The organism is Alcanivorax sp. 24 (genome assembly GCF_004360225.1).
Classification (GTDB): Bacteria; Pseudomonadota; Gammaproteobacteria; order Pseudomonadales; family Alcanivoracaceae; genus Alloalcanivorax; species Alloalcanivorax xiamenensis.
Genome location: NZ_SNUA01000001.1, coordinates 457,957 through 482,991, shown reverse-complemented (window position 1 = coordinate 482,991; position 25,035 = coordinate 457,957). Strand labels below are relative to the sequence as shown.

Below are 25,035 nucleotides of genomic sequence, written 5' to 3'. Positions count from 1 at the left end.
CACCGCGGCCTTCGCTCATCGCCGCGAGAGCATGCACCGCCGGCCGGCGCGGGAACCGCTTCGGACCCGGCGGCGTCCAATCTTCCATGAAGCCACAGGGAGAAGCCCCATGCGCCTGCCCATCGCCCTCCTCACGGCCGGCCTGCTGGCCATCGGCGCGGTTCATGCCGACGGCTACGACTACATCCGCGGCGACGACGTCTACGAAGAAGACTACAACTATGGCCTCAACTACGAGGGCCTGAGCAGCACCCCGCGCACCCGGTTGCAAAACGATGATTCCGGCTCTCGCGGGGAGAACCCCATGGAAAAACACAAGCTGGAAATCGAGGACATGACCGGCGCCGAAGGCCAGGGCCTGCCCCGAAACACCGCCAAGCCGTTTTCCTCACCGAAGCGCCGAGAGCAACCCAAGCTCGATCTGCCGGTGCCTGGGCGCTGACCAGGACCCGGCTCCGGTCACGTTCCCGATGTTTTCAACCTGACAAACCGGCCGCTTTTGGACAACATAGACCGGGATCATGAGAAGGGACGCCTCCGGCATCGCCGGACGGAACGGGTACGCCATGAAACGCTTTTTTCTGTCACTGCTGGGACTGGCCATCATCGCGGTGCTGGGGACACAATTGTGGTTCCTCGGCCAGGTACTGTATTTACGCGCTTACAACCCGCAGAATACCGCCTTCATGGAACGGTCCCGCCAACACGGCACGGTGCAGTATCTGTGGCGGGACTACGATCAAATCGCCACGGACCTGAAACGGGCGGTACTGGTTTCGGAGGATGCCCGCTTCGTTGAGCATATCGGCTTTGACTGGCGCGGGATCCGTCACGCCATCGAGCGCAACCGCAAGGCGGGGCGCCCGGTGGCCGGTGGCTCCACCATCACCCAGCAGCTGGCCAAGAATCTGTTCCTGAACAGCGACCGCAGCTACTGGCGCAAGGGGCAGGAAGCCCTGATCGCGCTGATGCTGGAAGCCACCATGTCCAAGCAGCGGATTCTGGAGCTGTACTTGAACACTGCCCAATGGGGCAACCGGATTTTCGGTGCCGAAGCCGCCGCCAGGCATTACTTCGGCATCAGCGCCGCGTCCCTGGGGCCGGCGCAGGCGGCGCAACTGGCGGCAATGCTGCCGCGCCCCAGCTACTATGACGTGCGTGGTGTCACCGATTACGTGCACCAACGCACCCAGTGGATACAAAATCAGCTCCCCCTGGTGGCCTTGCCAGATCCGGGCTGAACAAAACGGGGCGGATGGTATCTCACCATCACATACCCACGGGTTCGAACCCGGCGTTCGATTCGACTAGATATTCAAGACAGAATTTGGAGAGCTTCCTATGAAAGCAATCGGGCTCGTGCTGCCCCTGGTAGCGCTGTTGGCTGCCTGTGACGACAGCCCCTCTCCCGATGCCGATACCCCCGCCGCGCCACAACCGCGGACCGAGCAAGCCAGCCCGGCCCCCGAGCCGGCCGCCGAGGAACGGGACAGCATCAGCGGCGCCTGGCGCCCCACCGGCGATCAAGCGGCGCGCATTCTGGTACTGGCGGAGGACGGCGAACTGTTTCTGGTAGGCGATACCCGACATCAGGGATTGAGCTGGGAACGCCGCGACAATCAACTGGCCCTGCGCTATCTGAATGGGCAGGACAACGTCAACGAGGCCGTTCTGAGCCCGACGCTGGAGAAAGACACCCTGACCCTCGCGGGCCAGGCCGGGAAACAGGACGAAAACACCCCTTATGCTGGCGTTTACCAACGGGACGACGAAGCGGTGGAACAGGTCAGCGGCGAAATCACTTTCGCTGACGACACCAAGCTGCCCCCCCAGGCGGTACTGGCGGTGACCTTGATGGACAGCAACCGGGCACCGTTACTGCAGCGCCTGATCCATCTGCGGGAAACACCCCAACCCTTTCACCTCTACCTGGCCAGCGGACGCCTCAAGGCCGGCGCCGACTATTCGGTGAACGCCCGGGTCATCGTCGATGGCGGTGTTGTCATGACCACCGGGGACACCCCTTTGCAGCGGGACGATGAAGGGCGGCTCGCCACCGTGAACCTGACCGCCCATGACAGCGGGCCGGCACCGGTCAGCTTCGTCGGTCGTTACCTTTACCACAATGAGCAGGCCATCTTCACGCCCTGCGACAGCGACCGGCGCCTGACCGTGACCGGCGCCATGGCCGATGCCCTGGCCAAGGCTTACCAGCAAGCCGGCCTGGAACCCATGGCCCCCCTGTTCATGGAACTGGACGGGACCCTGGAAAAACGGCGCGGCCGGGAAGCCGGTACGCTGGTGGACGCCCTGGTGGTTCGCGATTATCGCAAGGTGATGGAGCCCGAGCAGTGCGAACAACCCTCCGCGCAACTGACCAACACCTACTGGAAATTGATTGACGTGGACGGCCGGGCCGCCTCGCCCCCCGCCGAAGGCCGGAACCAGGCCCACCTGATCCTCGCCGGCGATAACACGGTCAAGGGCAATACCAGCTGCAATCGCCTTACCGGCGGTTTCACCGTGGACGGCGACAACCTCACCTTCACGGAATTAACCACCACCGAACGGGCTTGCACTGGAGACACTGTCTCCGGCGCGTTCCTCACGGGCCTGGAGCAGACCCGGGGCTTCCGCATCGATGGCGAACGGCTTAGCCTCTACGATCAGGAAAACCATCTGCTGGCGGTGTTCACCGCGGAGTATCTGTAACCGGAATCCGGGAGGCTGGCCGTGCGCATCCATTACCTGACCCACGTGCCCTTCGAGAAACTGGGCGCCATCAAGCCCTGGTTGGACGCCAATGGCGCGCACATCACCGCCACCCGTCTCTATCACGGTGAAGCGTTACCGGACCCGGATGATCTGGACGCGCTGATTGTCATGGGCGGCCCCATGGGCGCCGATGACGATCAGCGCTACCCCTGGCTGGCTGACGAGAAGCGTTTTATTCGCGCCTGTATCGACCGTGGCCACAAAGTGCTTGGCATCTGCCTGGGAGCTCAACTGATTGCTCGCGCGCTCGGTGCACGGGTGCACGAAAACCCGAACAAGGAAATCGGTTTCTTTCCGGTCCAGAGCACCGAGTTGGGCCAGCAGCACCCCCTGGGCAGCCTGTTCAATGATGCCCCGGCGGTGTTTCATTGGCACGGTGATACTTTCGAGATACCCGACGGCGCTCTCCATCTGGCCCGCAGCTGGGGATGCGAACACCAGGCCTTCAGCTACGGCGACAACGTCCTGGCCCTGCAATTTCACCTGGAAATGGGCGAGGACAACGCCCGCACCCTGTGCCAGGAATGCGCCACCGATCTCAGCCCCGGCCCCTGGACCCAGAGCGTCACGGAAATCCTCAGCCTGCCGCAGATATTCACCACCAATCAGCGTTTGCTGTCGGTATTGCTGGGGCGTTTTTTGGGTATCGGCTCTGCCTGACCGATCCTGGACAGCTCGGACTCATCCCGTATTCTTAATGCCCGCCGATGGTTACAGGATCGACAGGGTTCATGGTTATGGAAAACAACGTCGAACGCACGGAAACAGCGCCTTCTTCGCCGACCTGGGACAGCCAACTGACCGAGGGACTGGCCTGGCTCAACGACCGGGCCTGGCCACTCGCCGCCGGCACCCTGTTTACGTCCGCGCTGTATCTGCATAACTACATCATTGAAGAAAAAGTACCGCTCAGCCTGACTTCGCCCACCATCATCACCGCTTTGCCCATCCTGTTCGCGGTTCAGGTCTTCATCATTGCCTTGCTGGTGGCTCTGCTGCTGCTGCCCACGGCGATACTGTTCACACCGACACATCTTGATGGTCCCAAACTGATAGAGGAGCTGGGGCTGGAGAACCTCAAGGATAAAAACCGGCAGCCGGCTCGCCGGAGGTTGCTGGGCCGTTGGCTATTGGCCTTGTCGCTGATGGCCGTTACCTGGCTGACACTCGCGGAGTTGTTCAAGGATTCCGACAGCACCATCGCGGCGCTTTTCACGCTGTTGCTCCCTATCACCCTGTTCGCTGTTGTCGCCATCAAAGGCTTGTGGCGTTTCTGGCGGTTCTCGCCTGATTTCATATTGATGGCCCTGGGCGCCGGCCTCGCGCAAATATTGCTCCTGATGATCCTTGGAACCGCGGTTATGTCCTTCCTGGCTTCAACGGAGCAACAAGACACCTGGGGCTACCCGTTGGGACTGCTGGTCATCCTGGTGTTTGGCCTATTGCAATTCATCAGTTTGGTGCTTATTGCGACGATACAGAACCAGCGCAATCCCATTGCCTGGATCACGCTGCGGGGCTTCGCGCTTGTCGTGCTGATCGGGCTGTTCCCTCCGGCCAGCGCCAAACTGGCTGGCTACACTTTGCAAACATCCGCTTCCGGCGCACGCCATTGTGCCGTGTTGCTGTGGCAAGCCCCCCCTCCGGGACTCAAGGCCATTACTCTGGATGACCGCCGCTCCCGCGACGTAAAAATCCTGTTGGAAACCGAAGGGCGCTATGTGGTCCGCCAGCATACCGGCGACCCCGGCACCAACTACTTCGTACCCAGTGATCTGGTCAACGGTATCGCCGCTTGCGTGCCGGAGCCTGAGTCGCCCGCGCAACTGTCCCCCAGCCACCCCCCAGAAACAAAATCACCGGCCCCCAACGGGGCCGGTGATCATGAGCGGACCGGCTCGGTTCGCGGTTAAGCGCTTTTTTGCGCCTCCGCCTCGGCCATGCGGCCGGCGGCGGAGAGGATCGCCTGCAGGGCGGCGGCGGTGGTGTCCGCGGCCAGCGCCACGGCACTCCGCGTATGACCACCAACCTGCACCCGGACACAGGCCATGGCATTGGCTTCGGTGTTGTCGCCCAACGAGTACTCGTCGAACGCTTCCACTTGCAACTGCCAACCGTGCCGGCGGTTGAGCGATTCCACCAGGGCACCGACAGCGCCTTCGCCGCGGCCGGAGAGCACCGTCACCGGTGAACGCTCATCGCCGATGCTGATCTGCGCCTGCACGCCCTGCTCTCCGCGATGGAGATCATAGGAACGCAGCGTCCAGCCATTCGGCACTTCCAAATAGTCACTATTAAAACGCTGATGCACCCGGCGGCTATCGATCTCGCCACCATCCTGCTCGGCATCGGTCTGCACCAGTTTCGCCATTTCCTGCTGCAACCAGCGTGGCAGACTGATGCCATAGTCCCGCTCCAGTACGTGCGTCACGCCGCCTTTGCCCGATTGGGAGTTGATCCGCACCACTTCCTCGTAGCGCCGCCCCAGATCCGCCGGGTCGATGGGCAGATACGCCACACGCCAGATGTCACCGGATTTATACAGGCCGAGGCACTTGCGGATCGCGTCCTGGTGGCTGCCGGAGAAGGCCGTGAACACCAGATCGCCAGCGTACGGATGACGCGGGTGCGTGGGGATATCGGTGATCTCCTCCACCACCTGCACGATTTCCTTCATCCGTGAGAAATCAATCCCGGGATCGACCCCATGGGTATAGAGGTTCATACCGCAGGTCACCAGATCCATGTTGCCGGTGCGCTCGCCATTGCCCAACAGCGTCCCTTCCACCCGATCGGCCCCGGCCATCATCGACAGCTCGGCGGCCGCCACACCACAACCACGATCGTTATGAGTGTGGACACTGATCAGTACATGCTCCCGATAGCGGATGTTTTCATGCACGATCTCCACCTGATCGGCGAACACGTTCGGCGTGCTCACTTCAACCGTGGCCGGCAGGTTGATGATCACCCGCTGGCCCTGATCCGGGCGCCAAACCTCATTCACGGCATCAATCACCTCGACGGCGAAATCGGTCTCCGTGGCGCTGAAGGTCTCCGGCGAATACTCAAAACTCCAATGGGTCTCCGGCTGCTCCGCCGCCATGTCACGCACCCAGGTGGCGGCCTGCACGGCGATGGCCTTGCACCCTTCCTTGTCCACATTGAACACCTGCTCGCGGAACGTCGGCGAGGTGGCATTGTAAATATGAACAATGGCGTTCTTGGCCCCACGTACCGCTTCAAAGGTGCGCTCGATCAGTTCGTGCCGTGACTGGGTGAGCACCTGGATATGGACATCGTCCGGCACCAGGTCTTCCTCGATCAGGGCACGGCAAAAATCGAAATCGATCTGGCTGCCGGAGGGGAAACCCACCTCAATTTCCTTGAACCCCACTTCCACCAAAAGCTTGAAGAAACGCTTTTTCTGCGCCACCGACATAGGCTTGATCAGCGCCTGGTTACCATCCCGCAGATCCACCGCGGCCCATAGCGGCGCTTTCTCGATGCGGCGGCCCGGCCACTTGCGATCCGGTTTGTCGACGGTAACGAAAGGACTGTATTTGCGATGATCGAAACTCATGGGGTGACTCCAATTGATACCCTGGTAAGGGAAACCCTGTCTTTTTTGGATTCCGGGGCCCGCCAGGCAGGCCCTCGATCGTTCTCCGGGATCACCGGTCAACGCGGGTCCGGGTACGACCGCCGCCGGGTAGGGCGGGGCCGCTTCCGGTGTCGCCCGGACTTGTGACCCGTGACGACAAGAGACAGTTTACGGAGACAACAGGGCAACGTGCTTGCTTTTTTTCTCCCATTTTCCGAATATTTGGCAATATTATCTCGTGCAAACCGAAAAAAACGAAAGGAAACACCGCACCCATGGAAAAACCGGCAAATCTGGATCGCACCGACGTCCGCATCCTGCGCGCTCTCCAGGACGACGGCGGCCTTACCAATCAACAACTGGCGGAGCGGGTCGGCCTGTCTCCCTCACCCTGCTCACGGCGGGTACAAAAGCTGGAAGCGGCGGGCATCATCCTGCGGCGGGAAACGGTGCTGGATCCCCGTAAGCTGGGTCTGGACCTCACCGTCATGATTCAGGTCAGCATGGACCGCCACATCCCCGAGCGGTTCGCCAATTTCGAGGCCACCGTGTCGCGGTACCCGGAAGTGCAACAGTGCTATCTGGTCACCGGCCAGGAAGCGGACTACCTGCTCAAGGTAGTGGTGCCGGACATCGACCACTACCAGAACTTTCTGCTCAACAAGGTGACCCGCATCGAGGGCGTCAGCGGCGTGCACTCCAGCTTCGTGATGCGGCGGGTGATCGACACCAGTGCCCTGCCTCTGGACTATCTGTAGTGAAAAGGGAACCCGGACGCGCGGACCACCGCGCGCCCTCACACGGCCCGGCGACAGCCGTTCAGGAGATACCGTGTTCGCGGGTCTCCCACCAGGGCCGGCGCAATTCGGTCTTGAGAATCTTGCCGGCGCCGGACATCGGCAGCGGCTGGTCGCGCACCTCCACGCTGCGGGGACATTTGTAGCCAGCGATACGGGCCTTGCAAAAAGCGATGAGCTCGTCACCGCCAATGGCTTCTCCAGGCTTTGGCAGAACCACCGCGTGAACCGCCTCCCCCCAATGATCGTCCGGAATACCGATGACCGCGCATTGCGCCACCGCCGGATGCTCGGCGATGGTATTTTCCACCTCGACGGAATAGACGTTCTCCCCACCGGAGATAATCATGTCTTTGACGCGGTCAACCACGAACAGATAGCCGTCGGCGTCCAGATAACCGCCATCACCGGTATGCATCCAACCGTCGACGATCGCTTTGCCGGTTTCCTCGGGACGGTTCCAATACCCCTGCATCAGATTATCACCACGCGCCACGATCTCCCCGACCTGACCGGGCGGCAGCTGGTTATTGTCGTCACCAACAATACGCACCTCGACCCCCAGCGTGGCTCGTCCGGCGGATTTGTGAAGTCCTCGCTCACGCGCCTCTCCCAGATGGTTCTCAGGCGGGTTGAGGGTGGCGATCGGCGACAGCTCCGTCATACCGTAAAGTTGCACGAAACCGGCATCCGGGAGCCGTGCCAAAGCCCGGTCAAGCACCGCCTCGCTGATCGGTGAGGCGCCATACAGAACACGGCGAACCGACGACAAATCCGCGGACACCACGGCCTCACTGTCGACCAGCATCTGGATCATGGTGGGCACCAGCAACATATCCGTGACACCGTGACGTTCCACCGCCGCGGTCAAGGCTTCCGGGCTGAACGCCTGGATAATGACGTTGGTACCGCCACACAACAGCTGCGAATACATCGCCGCGCCGTTGGCGAGATGAAACATCGGCGCCGCGTGAAGATACACACTGCCTCTGGGAAACAGGCCTTCCGCCAGCGCGTTGAAGGCATTGGCGACCAGATTGCCGTGACTGAGCATCACTCCTTTCGAGCGGCCCGTGGTGCCACCGGTATAAAAGATACCGGCGAGATCATTCTGATCGCACATCACGTCCGCCACCGGGGCGGCCTCATTCAGCAGTGTCTCGTAATCAAGCGAACCCGTTGGCGACGCGCCATCATCAGCCCACACCACGGTGGTTGCCATACCGTCGTCGGCCAGTTCCCGTGCCGAGGACTCGAAAGCCGCATCGACAAACAACAGGCGGGCACCACAGTCTTCCAAAGCCAGCGCGTTCTCCCTTGTGCTCCAGCGAATGTTCAGTGGCACGATGACCGCACCGGACCAGGCGCAAGCCAGATACAATTCAAGATAGCGGGCGCTATTGAGCATCAACACCGCAACCCGGTCTCCCGGCTTCACGCCATATTCGCCAAGCGCTCCTGCCAACCGGGCAACGCGGTCACCCACCTCTGCCCAGGTGCGTGTGAGGTCACCTTCAATGATGGCGGTTCCGTTTCGGTTAATCTGCTGCGCGCGGCGCAGGCCCTGAGTTATGTTCATTCCTTTCACTCCTGTTGAACCGTCTGCGGTTAGCTTGAACCGCCTGCGGTAAGCTTTGTTATTCTCGGTGAACTGCTCTCGTGAACGGCCCTGTCCCGCCAATGCCCTGGAATCAGGTTTCCTCCACGGCCAGACTCCCGGTCAACTGCATGGCGTAGGTATCACCGATCTCCCGGGCGGTCATTTCACCATCCGCCCGATACCAATGCCCGACCCAGTTAATCGCCCCGGTAATGGCGAATACCGTCAAGCGCACATCACAAGGTTTGATCGAGCCGTCTTCCATCCCGCTGGTGAGAAAATCACGGAAATAACGGTCAATCAGACGTTTGCCTTCGCGTACCTGATCGCGAGCCAGAGCGGAAAGTACGTGGTCGTCGACCCTTACCAGGCATTGACCAAAATCGAGTGTCATCACTTCGCAATAGTGACGAATCAAGGCACGCAAGCGGACCAGACCGGTATCCGGCTTCGCCAGGATACGTTCGATACCGGCCATCGCCTTTTCCTGCCCCAGCCGATAACACTCAACGAGAATCTCTTCCTTGCTGCGGAAATAGTTATAAAGAGCCGGCTTGGTAATATTGAGACGTTCCGCCACTTCGTTAAGCGACGTGCGATCGTAGCCCTGCTCCAAAAACAAACTCACCGCCACTCGCAATACCGCTCCACGCTTGACGTCTCTCTCACGGCGCCGAGCCTCGAATGGCTTCCAAGGGGAAGCGGCCAGTTTCATTTCCGCCGCGTCGGCCCGCTTATCCGCGTCACCTGACATAGTTGCTCCTGGACATAGTTGCTCCTGGTTCGATTGCTCACACCTGACACGCCCTCACACCGGCTCATCGGTCTCCGAACTCTCTTGACGCCGGTTTTGCGCTGCGCCATTCTTCGATAAGTTACCGACCGGTAATACAAAGACTGACCAATCAGAAAAACATTGTAAAGCCAATTTTCACGGGAGAAGGCCATGGGCGAATCAGTCAGAGTGGCGGGGGTCGGCATGATCCCCTTCGTCAAACCCGGCACCAGCGATAGCTACGACAAGATGGGCGAAACGGCGATTCGCCTCGCACTCGCTGATGCCGGCCTCGAGTACCGGGACATCCAACAGGCCTACGTCGGCTATGTGTACGGGGATTCCACCAGCGGACAGGCCTCGCTTTATCGAGCCGGTATGACCGGCATTCCGGTGCTTAACGTCAACAACAACTGCTCAACGGGATCCAGCGCGCTGTTTCTGGCCCGTCAGGCAGTGGCTTCCGGCATGGTCGACTGTGCCATTGCGCTGGGCTTCGAACAGATGGAGCCCGGTGCTTTGGGGGATGTATGGTCCGACCGCCCCAGCCCGCTCAGCCGTTTCGTCGAGGCCGCCGATGAAAACGGAGACACATCCGGCATTCCCATGGCCATCAAGCTGTTCGGCGGTGCCGGACGTGAATACCAGCAACGCCACGGCGCCAGCGATGAAGCTTTTGCCTTGATCTCTGTTAAAGCGCGGCGCCACGCGGAACATAACGACAAAGCCATTTTCCGCGAACCCATCACCACCGAGGAAGTACTGGCGTCCGCCCCAATGTACGGGCCTCTCACACGCCTGCAATGTTGCCCGCCCACCTGCGGTGCCGCCGCCGCTATCCTGGTTTCGGAAGGTTTCGCCCGACGCTTGGGGATTCAGGCCGACGTTGCTATCCGCGCCCAGGCGATGACGACGGACTTCCCATCCACCTTTTCGGAACAAAACCTAATGAAAGTGGTTGGCGCCGACCTTACCGCGGCCGCCGCGCAAAGCGTCTACGAAGAAGCGGGGCTCGGCCCCGAGGCGGTGGACGTGGTGGAACTGCACGACTGCTTCACCGCCAACGAAATCATCACCTATGAAGGGCTCGGGCTGACCCCGGAAGGGACCGCCGAACGTTTCATCATGGATGGCGATAACACCTATGGCGGTAAAGTCGTCACCAACCCCTCCGGCGGGCTGCTTTCCAAGGGCCACCCCCTTGGCGCCACCGGGCTCGCACAGTGCGCCGAAATCGTCTGGCAGCTCAGGGGCCAATGCGGCCCGCGCCAGGTGGATAGCGCCCGCATCGGATTGCAGCACAACCTGGGTCTTGGTGGTGCTTGCGTCGTGACACTTTACGAGAGGGCCTGATCATGACATCAGAGACATTCTCGATCGATCCGCAATCCGCTGTCGGCCATGTCTTCCCTTCTCAACGCGCCTTCGTCGAGCCACGGCGCCTTAAATTCTTTCTCGAGACCATCGGCGAAACGAATCCGGTGTATCACGATACCCGGGCGGCTCGCGAAGCAGGCTATCGCGATATTCCGATTCCGCCGACCTATCTGTTCTGCCTGCAATCCCTCGACAACCCGGGCCCGCCAGCGGTGCTGGAACTGCTGGGAGTGGATATCGGCCGTATTCTTCACGGCGAACAGAAGTTTGCCTTCCATCACCCCGCCTGTGTTGGCGACGAGCTTGTTTTCACCACCCGCATCAGAGACATCTCCAATAAAAAGGGCGGGGCGCTCACCATGATCGCCCAGGCCATTCGCGTCGATAACGGCCATGACCAGCACGTCGCGGATATCGTCAGCACTATCGTGGTTCGAAACCCGCCCCATACCGCCGGAGCAACGCAATGAATCACTGTCCCGCCGGTCCGACGTCCTTGACGGTCGGAGAGATTCCGGTAAACCGCCATTTCGATCCCATCACGCGTCATGAGCTGGCGCTTTATTGTGGTGCTTCCGGCGATCACAACCCGATCCATGTCGATATCGATTTCGCCCGATCTTCTGGCTTTCCCGATGTTTTCGCTCACGGCATGTTCATCATGGCGCGTTTGGGCGTGGCGCTGAACGAGGTGTTTCCGCCCTCATCGGTGCGGGAGTTCGGCGTACGCTTTACCGCCATCACACAGGTCGGAGCCGGGATCACCTGCCAGGGCCGTGTCACGGCTATAGAAATCGTAGACGGTGAGCAGCGCGCCCGCCTGGAAATGACCGCCCGCGACCAGGATGGCGACATAAAACTCAAGGGCGAAGCGGTCGTCGCATTCGACCCGCAAGGAGAACAAGAATGACGGACAATAACGAAACTCTGGTGATCCACCCCCACGGCAAACTGAAAAAAAAGGTCGCCTTGATTACCGGTTCCGGACGCGGCATTGGCCGTGCCATCGCCCTCAAACTGGCTTCCGAAGGGGCCCGGGTGGTGGTCAATGATCTTGATCCCGACACCGGAGACGCGGTCGCCGCGGAGATTGCCGAAGCCGGCGGTGACGCCATTGCCATCAATGGCAGTGTGACCGAGGAAGCGTTCCCGGAGCGGTTCGTACAAGGTGCCCTGGAGGCGTTCGGCGGCATCGATATTATCGTCAACAACGCCGGTTATACCTGGGACGCCACCATCGGCAAGATGACCGACGACATGTTCCAGGCGATGCTGGATGTGCACTTGGTTGCCCCTTTTCGCATCCTGCGTGCCGCTTCGGAACCGATCCGAATCATGGCGAAAAAGGAAGCCTCGGAAGGTCACGAGGTCTTTCGCAAGGTCGTGAACATCTCATCCATTGCCGGGCTATACGGCAACGCCGGCCAAGCCAGTTACTCCTCGGGCAAAGCCTCTTTATTGGGTCTGACTCGTACCCTGTGCAAGGAATGGGGCCGTTATAAGGTCAACGTCAACGCGGTCGCCTTCGGGTTGATTGAAACACGTCTCACCCAAGCTATCGAGGAAGAGCAAAAAACCATCGAAGTGGAAGGCAGAGCCATCAAAGTGGGCGTTCAGCCATCGTTACTGGACACCATGGCCAGGACCATTCCTCTCGGACGAGCTGGCCACCCGCAGGAAGCCGCCGATGCCGTCTATCTGTTCTGCGCACCGGAGTCCAATTACATCAGCGGCCAGATGCTGGTATGCGGCGGCGGTCTGCTCATGTGAATGGAGACGACCATTCCTTCTACACCGGAGAGAAAACCATGCCAACCGTGCTGCGTGAAGACCGCGATGGCGTCGCCATCATCACATTGAACCGGCCCGCCGAATACAATGCACTTGACGACACGCTGATGCGGGAGCTGGACACCGTTACCGCCGCGGTGAGCGCGGACGCGGACATCCGCGCCATCCTGATAACCGCAGCGGGCAAGGGTTTCTGCTCCGGCGCGCAGTTGGGGGGAGGCCTGTTCAAATCAGGCGCCGATATCGGTGCCCGTATGCGCCGACATCTGCACCCTACTCTGGAAAGGCTGCGCGCTGGCCGCATTCCTGTGGTAACGGCGGTCAATGGCGCGGCGGCAGGCGCCGGTGTTGGCCTTGCACTGGCCGGCGATATTGTCCTCGCCGCGCGCTCCGCCCGCTTTATTCTCAGTTTCGCCCGCCTCGGCGCGGCTCTGGACGCGGGAACCTCGTTGTTCGTGCAACGCGCCATCGGCGTGCCGCGTGCGCGAGCTTTGGCGTTACTGGCGGAACCACTCAACGCGCAGCAGGCCGCGGATTGGGGACTGATCTGGCGCTGTGTCGACGACGACCAGCTTGGCGACGAGGCGCTGCACGTGGCCCGTCAAATAGCCGTGGGGCCCTCTCTCGGCCTGGGAATGATAAAAGCCCAAATCAACCATTCCTGGAGCGCTTCGCTTACCGAGACCCTGGATCATGAAGCCGACATGCAGTCCCTGGCCTTCACCACCGAGGATCTCAAGGAAGGAGCCCAGGCATTCGTTGAAAAACGGCAAGCAGTGTTTCGGGGCCGTTGAGGGCGGGTCTCGGGTTATCCATGAAGCGTGCTCACACCCTCCCCAGGGAGTAGCATGGAAGCACGCCACGCGGGAGGGCCCATGAAGCTGATCACCGTGACCGATATGCAAGCGCTGATCCGGCGCGTCGGCCCGGAACCTTTCCTGGCGCTGGCGGTGGACGCCATTGAAGACTACCTGCGCCGCTGGCCGGAATTGCGGCTCTCCCCCCGCCACGCCTTCCATTACCCTTTCGGCGTTACCGAACTGATGCCTTGCGCCGATGACCGGCTCTATGGCGTCAAATACGTGAACGGCCACCCGGGCAACCCGGCGCGGGGCAAGCTCAGTGTCACCGCCATCGGCCTGCTGGCCGACGTACCCAGCGGCTACCCACTGATGGTCAGTGAGATGACCTTGCTGACGGCGGTGCGCACCGCCGCCGTGGCGGCCCTGGCCGCCGGCCTGCTGGCACGGCTGGAAAGCCAGCGGGTGGCGCTGATCGGTTGTGGCGCCCAGGCGGAATTTCAGGTGCTGGCTCTGGCCAGCCGCCTGCCGGTGACCGAGGTGAGCTACTTCGACATCGACGCCACTGCCATGGACAAATTCGCCGGTCATCTCGGCCACCGTTTTCACCTGCGGCGAGGACAAGACATCGCCGATACGCTCCGTGAGGCCGATGTCTGGATTACGCTCACCGCCGCCAAACAACACCAGTCCCTGATCGACGAAGCGCTGCTGCGTCCCGGCGTCCACATCAACGCCATGGGCGGCGACTGCCCGGGTAAAACGGAACTGTCGCCAGAGGTGATACGCCGTTGCAAAACCGTGGTGGAGTACCGGCCGCAAAGCGAACAGGAAGGCGAGATCCAGCAAACCGGGGCCGCCAGCGTCCACTCCGAACTATGGGAAATCCTCACCAATCAGCGCTCCGGCCGTGACAACGACGATGACATCACCCTGTTCGATGCCGTGGGCATCGCCGTGGAGGACCTGGCGGTGCTGGACCTGGTGGCACGGTTGGCGGAGCGATACGACATCGGTAGCGAGGTGACCCTGGTACCGGATCTGGCCGATCCGAAGGACTTGTTTTCATTGGTGGCGGGCAATTGACGAGGCCTCAGGCCCACCCCCGCCGACGGCTGCCGCGGGACCACCACCAGGCGCCAACCAGATCCGCCAATAGCCGCTGGGTGCGACCGGCGCGATCCAGCGACGGGTAGAACTCGGCGATTTCCAGGATCCGGCAGCGATCCGGATCCACCCTCCGGCACAACGCCTGACACAAGGCGGGACCATTGAGCCCCCCGACCACCGGCGTGGCCACCGCCGGTGCCTGACGTGGGTGAATGGCGTCCAGATCAATGCTGATTCCGTAGTGCTCGCAATGCTGGTCCAGGTAATCCAGCGCTCCGTCCAGAGCCGCATCCACACCGTCGCGGCGCACCCGGGCCGCCTGAATCACACGGACCTTCAGGCATTCCATGGCGTCCTGTTCGGCACGCTCATAACTGCGCACCCCGAACAGACACAGTGCTTCCGGCCGCAACCGGCGGCGGCCGGGCATCAGCGCCGCCAGTGAAGGATCCGCCAGCCCCAGCAACGCCGCCAGCGGCATGCCGTGCACATTGCCCGAGGGGGTGGTCATGAAGGTATGGCAGTCCAGATGGGCGTCGATCCACAGCAGGCCGAAACGGCGCTCGCCCACCGTCGCCAGGGCAGCGTCCCACACCGCCATGGCATTGGCGTGATCGCCGCCGAGCACGAACAACGGCCGGCCGCTACTCAGTTCGTTGTACACGCGGTCTCGCAGTCGGCTCAGGTAATCGGCCAGGACCGACGGCCCGGACGCGTTGTCCGGCGGCAGCAGGCAGTCGCGCCAGTCCAGCGTCAGGCCATGACGCTGACGCAGCCTCCGCCACAACGGTTCCAGGCGGATGTCTCCAGGCCGCCAGGGCCTTTCCGGTCGCCGTCCGCCCAGATAGGACGGCGCCGCCAGCGCGGGTAACGACAACATGGCCAATCCTCGCCGAAACCGCCCGTCGCGGTTATCCTCAAAGCAGACGTGACGCCATTCCGCACGCCCGGTTCGCCACCAGCATACCCCCGTTGATGGCATCATGGAGAGCCTGGAGATCGACACCATGATCCCACCGCTTGCCGACCTGCCCGACCCCGGCCCCGACCTGGCCCCGCTGCGGGCGTACCATCTGGCGGATCAGGACACCCTGATCGCCGAACTGTTGCGCTCTCTGCGGCCCGGCCCGGACCGGCAGGCCATTGCCACCGAGTGCCGGTCTCTGGTGGAAGCGGCCCGCGCCGCCCGTCCCGCCCTGTTCGAGCAGTTCCTGCACAGTTGGCGTCTGAATTCCCGCGAGGGCCGCCTGCTGCTGACGCTGGCGGAAGCACTGCTGCGCATTCCCGATGCCGACAACGCCAACGATCTGATCCACGATCTGCTGACTCGCGGTGACTGGAGCTTGCCGGACGACAACACCCCGGCGCTGATTCAGATGGCCGCCCGCGGCCTGTCCCTGTCCGCCCGCTGGCTGGAGCCGGACCAGGCACTGCCGGACGCCTGGCACGGGTTGCGCCGGCGCCTTGGTGATCCACTGTTCCGCCGGGCCCTGGTACAAGGCGTGCAATTGATCGCGCGCCAGTTCGTGGTCGGCGAGACCCTGCCCCAGGCGCTGCGACGGCGAGATCCGGCGCTACGTTATTCCTTCGACATGCTCGGCGAGGCGGCGCAGAGCGACGACGAAGCGGAGCACTACCACCGCCAGTATCGCCAGGCCATCGAGGCCCTCGCCGGCCAGGCCCCGGACCTGCCAGTACTGGCCCGGGATGGCATTTCCATCAAGTTATCCGCGCTCCATCCCCGCTTCGAATTCGCCCAGTGGGCCACGGTACGGGAGCAACTGTGGCCCCGCTTGCGGGATCTGCTGTCCCGCGCCGCCGCCACCGGCATTCCGGTGACCCTGGACGCTGAGGAGGCGGACCGCCTGGAGATCACCCTGCGTCTGTTCGGGCAAGCCCTCGCCCTGCCGGAAGTGGCGGATTGGCAGGGCCTGGGCGTGGCGGTGCAGGCTTACCAGAAAAGGGCGCCGATGGTGATCCACTGGCTCGCCGATCAGGCGCGCGAACATAACCTGAAACTGCCGGTACGCCTGGTCAAGGGCGCTTACTGGGATACCGAGATCAAGCTGGCACAACAGCAGAGCCTGCGTGATTACCCGGTTTATACCCGCAAAACGCACACTGATATCAGTTACCTCGCCTGCGCCAAGCGCCTGTTGTCCGAGCCCGCCTTCTTTTATCCGCAATTCGCCACGCACAATTGCCACACCCTGGCCTGGCTGCACCATCATCTGGACAGCTTCACCGGCGATGCCGAGTTCCAGCGGCTGGCCGGCATGGGCGAGGCCCAGCATCGGGTCTTTGCCGAGCGGCACGGCCATCCCCTGCGCCTGTACGAGCCGGTGGGCCCGTTCAATACGCTGCTGCCCTACCTGGTCCGGCGTCTGATGGAAAACGGCAGCAGCCAGTCCTTCGTCAACTTATTGCTGGACGAACACATCGCGGCGGAACAGTTGGCGCGGGATCCCACCCTGAACTGGCGTCCCGCCCGGGAACAACCGCGGGAATTGCTGCCGCCACCGGAACGGTTCGCGCCCCGCCGGGTGCCGACACTACCGTCACTGACCGATCCGGTCGCGTTGCATGCGTTACGGGCATCCCTGAGCCAATGGCAAGGCCACCTTTGGCGTGCCGGGGAAGCGGACGGCCAACCCCGGATTCGCCGCAGCCCCGCCGATGGCCGTGAACTCGGAGACGTGTACCTGGCCGACACCGACGCCGTCCATCGGGCCTATACCCGGGCGTGGGAGGCCTTCGAGGATTGGAGCCGCCGGCCGGTGTCGGAACGCGCGGATACCGTGCGGCGATTCGCCGGCTTGCTGGAACAACATCAGGCGGAGCTGCTTTATCTGCTCATGCTGGAGGGCGGCAAGACCTTCACCGACGCCTTCGCCGACTGGCGCGAAGCCCATGACTTCTGCGGTTACTACGCGCAACAGGCGGAGGCACTGCAAGGGGCTCCGAGGGTTCTGGACCATGTCAGCGGTGAAGCCAACCAACTGACCTGGCATGCCCGGGGTGTCTTCCTCTGTATCAGCCCCTGGAATTTCCCCCTGGCGATTTTTTGCGGGCAGGTTCTGGCGGCATTGGTCAGTGGCAACACCGTACTGGCCAAGCCGGCTTCCGACACACCCTTCATCGCCTGGCGGGCGGTACAACTGCTACACGAGGCGGGCGTGCCAGAGGCGGCGCTGCATTTTATCGGCGGCGAGGCCAGCCGGATCAGCGACGCACTGCTTAACGCCCCCGCTCTCGCCGGCGTGGCGGTGACCGGCAGCACCGCCACCGCCAAACACATCGAGCGTGCCCTGGCTGCCCGCGAGGGGCCCCTGCTACCGCTGATCGCCGAAACCGGCGGACTCAATGTTCTGATCGCCGACAGTTCCGCGCTGCCGGAACAACTGGTGCGGGATGTGCTGACCAGCACCTGCACCAGCGCCGGCCAGCGCTGCTCCGCCCTGCGGGTACTGCTGGTGGAGGATACCTTGCTTGACCGCCTGTTGCCCAAACTCCAGGGCGCCATGGCATCCTTGAAAGTGGGCCATCCGGCCTTGCTGGCCAGCGACGTGGGGCCGGTCATCAACGCCGGCGCCCGCGATCAACTGGAACAGGCCCGCGCCGGATTGCGCCGCCACGCTCGCTGGAGCGCGGTGACGCCGCAGGTCGACCCGGCTCTGGGCGAACAGGGGTTCTATGTGGCACCGGAAGCGGCACTGGTGGACTGGGAACACTTGCCTGAAGAGGAAATTTTCGGGCCATTACTGTACATCGCCGCTTGGCGCCACGATGAGCGGGACAAAGTGATCGACTACATCGAGCGCACCGGCTACGGCCTCACCCTGGGTATTCACAGCCGCATCCAGGCACACATCGACGGCTGGGTGAAACGGGCCCGCGTCGGCAATCTGTACATCAACCGCAACCAGATCGGCGCCGTACCCGGCTGCCAGCCATTCGGTGGCGAACGCCTCTCCGGCACCGGTTTCAAGGCCGGAGGCCCGCACTATCTGATGCGCTTCTGCACCGAACGGGTGGTCACCGACAACCTCTCGGCCCTGGGGATCGATCCGGATCTGGTGAATCTGGGAGGCGCCCCCTAGACTGGATCACATGAGCGATACCAAAACCCTGCTGATCGTGGCCCACGCGCCCTCGCCCAATACCCGCAAACTGGTGGACGCCGCCCTGCGCGGCGCCGGGCATGACGACATCGAGACTGTCCGCGCGATCTGGAAACCGCCGCTGGAAGCCGATCCCGAGGACGTAATGGCCTGCGACGCCATCCTGCTCGGCACCACCGAGAATCTGGGCTACATGAGCGGCGCACTGAAGGACTTCTTCGACCGTACCTACTACGCCGTGCTGGAGCACAAACAGGGATTGCCCTGCGCGCTTTATATCCGTGCCGGCCACGACGGCACCGGCACCCGCCGCGCCATCGAGTCCATCGTCACCGGCCTGCGCTGGAACTGGGTGCAACCGCCGCTGGTTTGCCGGGGCGACTGGCGGGATGCCTTTGTCGACCAGGTGGAGGAATTGGGGTTGTATCTGGCCGCCGGTCTGGACAACGGGATTTTCTGATTCGCCTCCAAACGAAGCCCCCGCTGGGGGAAGCCAGTCTGATGGCGAATCGCCCCTGCCTGCCCTCTACCCGGGCACCAGGTATATTTCCATGAGAAATAATTCGTCATTCTGAAAATTGATTTGAGAAACATCACACTCAAATTTACCGTTTCAACACCGCTTTTCAGACTTGGAACACCGCATTCCAGCGCCGCCTTCGCTGGTCGGTACCGACCGCATGTCTGACTGTTTTTAATGTCAGAGCAAACCGCCTTTGAAGGAGTAATCGCCAATGACCAATACGGCTACAACCGTCAGTGAGTCGCTCGATTCCCGGCGTTCGGTCCGCGCCTTCCAGGACCGGCCGGTGGACGGTGCGCTGCTGCGCACCGTGCTTGAGAAAGCCAGCCGGGCACCATCTGGCGGCAATCTCCAGCCCTGGCATCTTTATGTGATCGGCGGTGAGCGCATGGCGGCGCTCAAAGCAGTAATGCGCCAACGCCTGGAGCAGGCCCCCGGCGGAGAAGACCGTGAATACGACGTTTATCCTCCCAATCTGATTGCCCCCTACCGGGACCGGCGTTTTCAGGTCGGCGAGGACATGTATGGCCTGCTTGGCATTCCCCGCAAGGACAAGGCGGCACGGTTACGCTGGTTCGCCAACAACTTCCAGTTCTTCGGAGCGCCGGTGGCGCTGTTCTGCTACGTGCACCGCAGCATGGGTCCGCCGCAATGGTCGGACCTGGGCATGTACCTGCAATCTGTGATGCTGCTGCTGCGCGAAGCGGGTCTCGACAGTTGCCCGCAGGAGTGCTGGTCGCGCTATCCGCAAACGCTGGGGACGTTTTTCCAGGCCCCGGACGAATGGATGCTGTTCACCGGCATGGCCATCGGTTACCGGGATGAGAGCGCCGACGTGAACCGGCTTCGCACCCAGCGGGCACGATTGGATGACATCGCGGAATTCCACGGCCTCTGACTATCCCGGCGTAACCGGCGGGCCAGGGTCCGGGCCTGGCCCCGGAGCCGACCAATCACTGATATAACAAACTGATACCGTGATCATAAGGACACCGAATGTATTCCTTCAGCGACACCTCTCTACAACTCCAGGATCGGCTCGTTCGCTTCATGGACGATTATATCTATCCCAACGAACGGGCCCACGCCGAACAACTGGATCACGCCGACAACCGGTTTGCCCCGCTCCCCCTGATAGATCAATTAAAGGACAAGGCCAAGCAGGCCGGGCTATGGAATTTGTTCGTTACCCCGGAATTGAGCCACTTCGCCGATCACCCCGGACTGAGTCATTTTGATTACGCGCCTTTGGCTGAAATCATGGGCCGTGTGCTGTGGTCACCGGAGGTATTCAATTGCAATGCCCCGGATACCGGGAACATGGAAGTGTTGATGAAGTACGGCAACGCCGACCAGCAGGCAACATGGCTGACACCGCTGCTGAACGGCGACATTCGTTCCTGCTACTGCATGACCGAACCCGACACGGCGTGCTCGGATGCCACCAACGTACAGCTGCAAATTCGGCGTGACGGCGACGAATGGGTGCTCAATGGCCGCAAGTGGTTCATCACCAACGCCTTCCATGAACGCAGCAAGATTCTTATCGTCATGGGCAAATCCGATCCCGACAACCCGAACCGGCACCAACAGCAAAGCCAGGTGCTGGTGCCCAAAGAAACGCCCGGCGTGGAGCTGGTCCGTCCGCTCAGCACCCTGGGCTACGACGACGCGCCTCTCGGCCACGCCGAGGTTCATTTCAATAATGTTCGCGTACCGCTGGGCAATATGTTGCTCGGTGAAGGACGCGGTTTCGAAATTGCCCAGGGGCGTCTGGGACCGGGCCGCATCCACCATTGCATGCGCCTGATCGGTGTCGCTCAGCGTTCTTTGGAACTGGCTTGTCAGCGTGCGGAGTCCCGTGCCACCTTCGGCCGTCCGCTCAGCCAGCATCAGTCCGTGCGCGAGGATATCGCCCGTTGTTTTTCGGAAATCGAGATGGCGCGTTTGCTCCTCCTGAAAACCTGTCGGCAGATGGATCAGCATGGTACTCAGGGAGCGCTGGATCTGATCGCCGCCAGCAAGACCACCGTGCCCCGGCTGGTGCAGAACATCATCGACCGCTGTATGCAAATCCACGGTGCCGGTGGCCTTACCGCCGATTACTGCATGGCGGAAGGCTTCAACTACGCGCGCTGGTGCCGGCTCGCCGACGGTCCCGACCAGGTTCACGAAATGACCCTGGGCAAAACCATCATCCGCCGTTACGCCGATCAGAACGGAGCGGCCTCATGAGCCCCGTTGCCGATCGCTTGTCACTGAAAGGCAAGACCGCGTTGGTCACCGGCGCCTCCAGCGGTCTTGGCGCGCACTTTGCCCGGGTGCTGGCTCTGGCCGGCGCCCGCGTGGCCGTGGCCGCCCGGCGTACCAGCGCCCTGGAGCGACTGGTCAGAGAAATTGGCGATAATAACGGCGAAGCTTATGCCGTCGCCATGGACGTTACCGATCCGGCCAGCGTCACCGACGCCATTGATGGTATCGAAGCGCATTGGGGAGCGGTGGATATTCTGATCAACAATGCCGGTGTGGCCGATCCCGGGCGCTTCCTCAAGATCGACCAGCCCCGTTGGGATTTTGTCATCGAAACCAATTTGAACGGCGTCTGGCGCGTGGCCCATGAAATAAGCCGGCGGCTGGTATCCCGATCCCTGCCCGGCGCCATCGTCAATGTGGCATCCATTCTCGGCCTCCGGGTCGGTATCGGACAAAGCAGCTACAGCGCGTCCAAAGCCGCGGTGATCCAACTGACCCGGGCCATGGCACTGGAACTGGCGGAACAGGGCATCCGCGTCAACGCCCTGTGTCCCGGTTATTTCGAAACCGAGATGAACCAGGATTATTTCGCCACCGAGCAAGGCAAGCGGTATATCGGGCACACCCCCGCCGGCCGGCTCGGCCAGGTATCGGAACTGGACGCGCCATTGTTGCTGCTGTGCAGCGACGCCGGCAGTTTTGTCAACGGCGTGGCATTAGCGGTCGACGGCGGCCATCTGCTCAAATCGCTGTGATCCGGGAGGCGGCATGTCCAATACGATTCACACTGTTACAGAAGCGCACTTTCACGATGCGCGCAATCAGTACCCTCAGGACTGGCGGCGATTGGCAAATTATCTCCACGGCCAGGGACTGGACTTCGATAGCGATATCCCGCCCCGCCAATTCGCCACCGGTTTCGGCAACCTCAATTATCTGATTCGCCTTGATCAGCAATGGGCGGTGCTTCGCCGCCCGCCCCCGGGACCAATACCGCCTGGCGCCAATGACATGGCCCGTGAAAGTCTGATCCTGTCCCGGCTTCCAAAGGCTTACCCGCTGGCACCACGGGCCTTACATTATTGTGAGGACAGCGAGGTGCTGGGCGCCCGGTTCTTCATCATGGAATACCGGCCCGGCCTCAGCATCGGCGGGCAGATCCCGGAAACGATCCGGCAAAACTGGCGCGGCGAGGTCCCGCTGGGATCGCATCTGGGCACCCTGTTGATTCGCCTTTTGGCGGACCTGCATGCCGTTCCTCCCGAGCGTGTTGGTCTGGACCAGTTGGGCAAACCGGACGGTTTCATTCAGCGCACCCTGACCGGCTGGGTTGAGCGGGCCCGGTTGGCCTGGAGCAACCACCCGCCGGCGGATCTGATCCGGCTGATTGAATGGCTGCAACAGCGGATACCCGCGGATCAAGGTCATTGTTTTATCCACAATGATTTCAAACTCGACAACGTGCTGCTTCGTGAACACGACCTGTCACCAGTGGCGGTGATCGACTGGGACATGGGCACACGGGGCGCCCCGCTCTATGACCTGGGGGTGCTCCTCAGCTACTGGACCGAGCGCGACGACCCGCCCTGTATGCACGCCCTGAATCAAATGCCCACCGCCGGTGACGGCTTCCCCGGCCGCGAACAAGCCGCCACTCTCTACCAGAATCTGACCGGGACCACACTGACGTCCCTGACTTATTTCCGGGTACTGGCACTACTGCGCAGTGCCGTGGTGTTTCAGCAGATATGCCAGCGCAAAACTCTGAACGGAGAAGACAACGACTCCGGCGTTGAGTTCGGGCAACTCGCCCGGGAATTGTGTTCATTCGCCCTGGATGTTAGCCGGGGCCAGTATTTTTAAGTGAGAAGGAGCAGGCCGATGCAACGCATGCCGATGAATAACTACGAAAAAACCCACTCCCAATTCGAATGGCAGCTTCCCGACCATTTCAACTTCGGCGGCGATGTGGTCGACTACTGGGCGCGTACGCCGGAAAAAACCGCACTGATCTGGACCAATCAACACGGCCAGGAGCAGATCTACAGCTTCGCCGACATTAAACGTCTCACCAACCAGTTCGCCAATGTGCTTGCCTCCCACGGCATCAAAAAGGGCGACCGCGTTCTGGTGGTGCTGCCCCGGTTGCCCCATTGGCAGATCGCCATGGTCGGCTGTAACAAACTGGGCGCCATACCGATTCCTTGTGTCACCATGCTCACCGAGAAAGACATCCGCTACCGCCGCGAGCATTCCGGCGCCATCGCCGCGATCACCACCGCGGAACACGCCGCCAAGTTCGGAGATCATTTCAAAGTCCGTATCAGTGTTGGCGAAGCAGAGGGCTGGCTTGATTTCGATCAGGCCGTGGCCGCCGCCGCCGAGGATTTTTCGCCCGTCCCGCTGCGCATGACGGATCCCGCCATCCTGTTCTATACGTCCGGCTCCACCGGTATGCCAAAAGGGGTGTTGCACTCCAGTGCGGCCCTGTTCAGTTGGCGCGGATCAGCCTGGTACTGGCTGTCGCTCGACCAGGATGATTTGATGTGGTGTACCGCCGACACTGGCTGGAGCAAAGCCGGCACCAGCATTCTTTATGGTCCCTGGAGCTGCGGAAGCGCCGTCCTGTTCCACGATGGCCCTTTCGACCCGGAATCACGACTGGCACTGCTGGAGCGTTATCAGGTCAGCGTTTTCTGCGCGTCCGCCACCGAACTGCGCCGTCTTCTGCTCGAGGATACAACAAACCGGGACCTGAACCGGCTGCGCTTGACGGTCTCCGCCGGGGAGGCGGTAAACCCGGACATCGTGCACGCCTGGCGTGACCGCACCGGCGCTCAGTTGCTGGATGGTTATGGCCAGACCGAGACCCTGATGACGGTATTGAATTATCCGTCCATGCCGGTCAGACCGGGTTCCATGGGGCGGCCTCTGCCCGGCGTGGAAGCGGCCATTCTTGGCGAACAGGACCGGTTACTGCCACCGGGCAAAACCGGCCGTCTGGCAATCAAGACGCCCAACCCGCAAATCATGCTCGGCTACTATAAAGATGAGGAGCGAAGCGCCAGCAGTTATGTGGAGGCCAATGGAGAACGCTGGTTCATCACCGGTGACAACGCACATATGGACGAAGACGGCTACATTTATTACGAGGGACGCGGTGACGATGTTATCAACTCCGCGGGTTACCGCATTGGTCCGGTGGAAGTGGAAAACGCTTTACTGGAACACCCGGCCATCCATGAATGCGCCGTCGCCGCCAGCCCTGATCCGGATCGTGGTGAAGTGGTGAAAGCCTTTATCATTCTGTCACCAGGCTATCAGGCCAGCGACGAGTTGGCGCGGGAGATTCAAACTTTCGTCAAGGCACTCACCGCGCCTTATAAATACCCTCGCAAAATCGCCTTCGTGGAGGATCTGCCCAAGACCGCCACCGGCAAGATACAGCGCCGCCTGCTCAAACAAGCGGAATTTGCCTGACCCGTTCCCCTCCCCGGCCCGGGGGAGGG

At 61.8% G+C, this 25,035-nt stretch carries 23 protein-coding genes; 19 read left to right on the top strand and 4 right to left on the bottom strand.

Features of this window, described 5'->3' with window-relative positions; translation table 11 throughout:
* Nucleotides 1-109: 109 nt before the first annotated feature.
* The 5 genes from E0L37_RS02150 to E0L37_RS02130 all read left to right on the top strand — a co-directional run bounded on the left by E0L37_RS02150 (nt 110) and on the right by E0L37_RS02130 (nt 4,688).
* Nucleotides 110-442, top strand: coding sequence for a hypothetical protein (locus tag E0L37_RS02150; RefSeq protein WP_133490156.1), 333 nt, complete (start codon nt 110-112; stop codon nt 440-442).
* Nucleotides 443-566: 124 nt separating this feature from the next.
* Nucleotides 567-1,241, top strand: a complete 675-nt coding sequence (gene mtgA, locus E0L37_RS02145; protein WP_133490155.1) for a monofunctional biosynthetic peptidoglycan transglycosylase — start codon at nt 567-569, stop codon at nt 1,239-1,241.
* A gap of 100 nt (nt 1,242-1,341) precedes the next feature.
* A complete protein-coding gene (locus E0L37_RS02140; protein WP_133490154.1) occupies nt 1,342-2,712 on the top strand; it encodes an META domain-containing protein in 1,371 nt (456 codons plus the stop codon).
* Between the two features lie 21 nt (nt 2,713-2,733).
* Nucleotides 2,734-3,435 carry a type 1 glutamine amidotransferase gene (locus E0L37_RS02135; protein WP_133490153.1) on the top strand — a complete coding sequence of 234 codons (702 nt, stop codon included), beginning with the start codon at nt 2,734-2,736 and terminating at the stop codon, nt 3,433-3,435.
* A 77-nt stretch (nt 3,436-3,512) separates the two neighbouring features.
* The gene (locus E0L37_RS02130) at nt 3,513-4,688 is read left to right on the top strand and encodes a hypothetical protein (protein WP_133490152.1); all 1,176 of its coding nucleotides are present in this window, start codon (nt 3,513-3,515) and stop codon (nt 4,686-4,688) included.
* Here the strand turns inward: E0L37_RS02130 and E0L37_RS02125 are convergent.
* A complete protein-coding gene (locus E0L37_RS02125) occupies nt 4,685-6,358 on the bottom strand; it encodes a 2-isopropylmalate synthase (protein ID WP_133490151.1) in 1,674 nt (557 codons plus the stop codon). The two genes, E0L37_RS02130 and E0L37_RS02125, sit on opposite strands and share 4 nt — an antisense overlap.
* A 296-nt stretch (nt 6,359-6,654) precedes the next feature.
* On the opposite strand from E0L37_RS02125, the gene E0L37_RS02120 reads away from it, so the two are divergent.
* Nucleotides 6,655-7,137, top strand: a complete 483-nt coding sequence (locus E0L37_RS02120) for an Lrp/AsnC family transcriptional regulator (protein ID WP_133490150.1) — start codon at nt 6,655-6,657, stop codon at nt 7,135-7,137.
* Between the two features lie 61 nt (nt 7,138-7,198).
* Here the strand turns inward: E0L37_RS02120 and E0L37_RS02115 are convergent, their stop codons facing one another.
* Together E0L37_RS02115 and E0L37_RS02110 are read right to left on the bottom strand one after the other, a co-directional pair.
* A complete protein-coding gene (locus E0L37_RS02115; RefSeq protein ID WP_133490149.1) occupies nt 7,199-8,755 on the bottom strand; it encodes a long-chain-fatty-acid--CoA ligase in 1,557 nt (518 codons plus the stop codon).
* Nucleotides 8,756-8,867: 112 nt separating this feature from the next.
* Nucleotides 8,868-9,530, bottom strand: a complete 663-nt coding sequence (locus E0L37_RS02110) for a TetR/AcrR family transcriptional regulator (RefSeq protein ID WP_133490148.1) — start codon at nt 9,528-9,530, stop codon at nt 8,868-8,870.
* A gap of 192 nt (nt 9,531-9,722) precedes the next feature.
* Here E0L37_RS02110 and E0L37_RS02105 point away from each other — a divergent pair, with 192 nt between their 5' ends.
* The 6 genes from E0L37_RS02105 (at nt 9,723) to E0L37_RS02080 (ending at nt 14,605) form a co-directional block, all read left to right on the top strand.
* Nucleotides 9,723-10,904, top strand: a complete 1,182-nt coding sequence (locus tag E0L37_RS02105; RefSeq protein ID WP_133490147.1) for a lipid-transfer protein — start codon at nt 9,723-9,725, stop codon at nt 10,902-10,904.
* Nucleotides 10,905-10,906: 2 nt separating this feature from the next.
* Nucleotides 10,907-11,398 carry a MaoC family dehydratase N-terminal domain-containing protein gene (locus tag E0L37_RS02100; RefSeq protein ID WP_133490146.1) on the top strand — a complete coding sequence of 164 codons (492 nt, stop codon included), beginning with the start codon at nt 10,907-10,909 and terminating at the stop codon, nt 11,396-11,398.
* A complete protein-coding gene (locus E0L37_RS02095; RefSeq protein WP_133490145.1) occupies nt 11,395-11,838 on the top strand; it encodes a MaoC/PaaZ C-terminal domain-containing protein in 444 nt (147 codons plus the stop codon). Before E0L37_RS02100 ends, E0L37_RS02095 begins: the two co-directional genes overlap by 4 nt.
* A complete protein-coding gene (locus tag E0L37_RS02090; protein ID WP_133490144.1) occupies nt 11,835-12,698 on the top strand; it encodes an SDR family NAD(P)-dependent oxidoreductase in 864 nt (287 codons plus the stop codon). Before E0L37_RS02095 ends, E0L37_RS02090 begins: the two co-directional genes overlap by 4 nt.
* A gap of 38 nt (nt 12,699-12,736) precedes the next feature.
* Nucleotides 12,737-13,513, top strand: coding sequence for an enoyl-CoA hydratase-related protein (locus E0L37_RS02085; protein WP_133490143.1), 777 nt, complete (start codon nt 12,737-12,739; stop codon nt 13,511-13,513).
* A gap of 81 nt (nt 13,514-13,594) precedes the next feature.
* Nucleotides 13,595-14,605, top strand: a complete 1,011-nt coding sequence (locus E0L37_RS02080) for an ornithine cyclodeaminase (RefSeq protein WP_133490142.1) — start codon at nt 13,595-13,597, stop codon at nt 14,603-14,605.
* 7 nt (nt 14,606-14,612) lie between these two features.
* Here the strand turns inward: E0L37_RS02080 and E0L37_RS02075 are convergent, their stop codons facing one another.
* Nucleotides 14,613-15,509, bottom strand: coding sequence for an arginase family protein (locus tag E0L37_RS02075; protein ID WP_133490141.1), 897 nt, complete (start codon nt 15,507-15,509; stop codon nt 14,613-14,615).
* A gap of 127 nt (nt 15,510-15,636) precedes the next feature.
* On the opposite strand from E0L37_RS02075, the gene putA reads away from it, so the two are divergent.
* The 7 genes from putA to E0L37_RS02040 all read left to right on the top strand — a co-directional run bounded on the left by putA (nt 15,637) and on the right by E0L37_RS02040 (nt 25,006).
* A complete protein-coding gene (putA, locus tag E0L37_RS02070) occupies nt 15,637-18,729 on the top strand; it encodes a bifunctional proline dehydrogenase/L-glutamate gamma-semialdehyde dehydrogenase PutA (RefSeq protein WP_166642978.1) in 3,093 nt (1,030 codons plus the stop codon).
* 10 nt (nt 18,730-18,739) lie between these two features.
* Nucleotides 18,740-19,210 carry a flavodoxin family protein gene (locus E0L37_RS02065; protein ID WP_133490139.1) on the top strand — a complete coding sequence of 157 codons (471 nt, stop codon included), beginning with the start codon at nt 18,740-18,742 and terminating at the stop codon, nt 19,208-19,210.
* Between the two features lie 274 nt (nt 19,211-19,484).
* A complete protein-coding gene (locus tag E0L37_RS02060) occupies nt 19,485-20,171 on the top strand; it encodes a nitroreductase (RefSeq protein WP_063139820.1) in 687 nt (228 codons plus the stop codon).
* Between the two features lie 98 nt (nt 20,172-20,269).
* Nucleotides 20,270-21,508 carry an acyl-CoA dehydrogenase family protein gene (locus E0L37_RS02055; RefSeq protein ID WP_063139821.1) on the top strand — a complete coding sequence of 413 codons (1,239 nt, stop codon included), beginning with the start codon at nt 20,270-20,272 and terminating at the stop codon, nt 21,506-21,508.
* Complete coding sequence (locus E0L37_RS02050; protein WP_063139822.1) at nt 21,505-22,281, top strand: SDR family NAD(P)-dependent oxidoreductase; 777 nt, start codon at nt 21,505-21,507, stop codon at nt 22,279-22,281. The genes E0L37_RS02055 and E0L37_RS02050 overlap by 4 nt, the downstream gene beginning before the upstream one ends.
* Before the next feature lie 13 nt (nt 22,282-22,294).
* Nucleotides 22,295-23,389 (top strand): phosphotransferase family protein, encoded by a 1,095-nt coding sequence (locus tag E0L37_RS02045; protein WP_080531622.1) that lies wholly within the window; start codon nt 22,295-22,297, stop codon nt 23,387-23,389.
* Nucleotides 23,390-23,407: 18 nt separating this feature from the next.
* Nucleotides 23,408-25,006 carry an acyl-CoA synthetase gene (locus E0L37_RS02040; RefSeq protein ID WP_205655563.1) on the top strand — a complete coding sequence of 533 codons (1,599 nt, stop codon included), beginning with the start codon at nt 23,408-23,410 and terminating at the stop codon, nt 25,004-25,006.
* Nucleotides 25,007-25,035: the final 29 nt, after the last annotated feature.